General features: G+C 52.7%; 1 protein-coding gene. It reads left to right on the top strand.

Translation table 11 applies throughout. The features are described from left to right. A partial coding sequence (locus FQ664_RS26285; RefSeq protein WP_144175914.1) for an OprD family outer membrane porin occupies nucleotides 1-260 on the top strand: 260 nt, incomplete at both ends.

Below are 260 nucleotides of genomic sequence, written 5' to 3' on the forward strand. Positions count from 1 at the left end.
TTCCAGACCGTCATCGGTGACAGCAATATGCCTTTCATCAACCAGGGGTCGGGGTCTACGGTCTATTTGACCAGTAATAGCCAGATCACGGGCTTTACTCGTGCCGGTGAGCGTACATGGATGGCTGGATATGCATACGACTTCTCTGCGGCTGGGTTACCAGGCTTGACCTCGAAGGTTATGTATCTGTCAGGGGGTAATGTCAAATCTGCGAGGGGGGATCTGAACGAGTGGGAGCGCGATATTTCGCTGTCTTACGT

Origin of the sequence: Pseudomonas persica, from assembly GCF_900291015.1 — a bacterium.
Lineage (GTDB): Bacteria > Pseudomonadota > Gammaproteobacteria > Pseudomonadales > Pseudomonadaceae > Aquipseudomonas.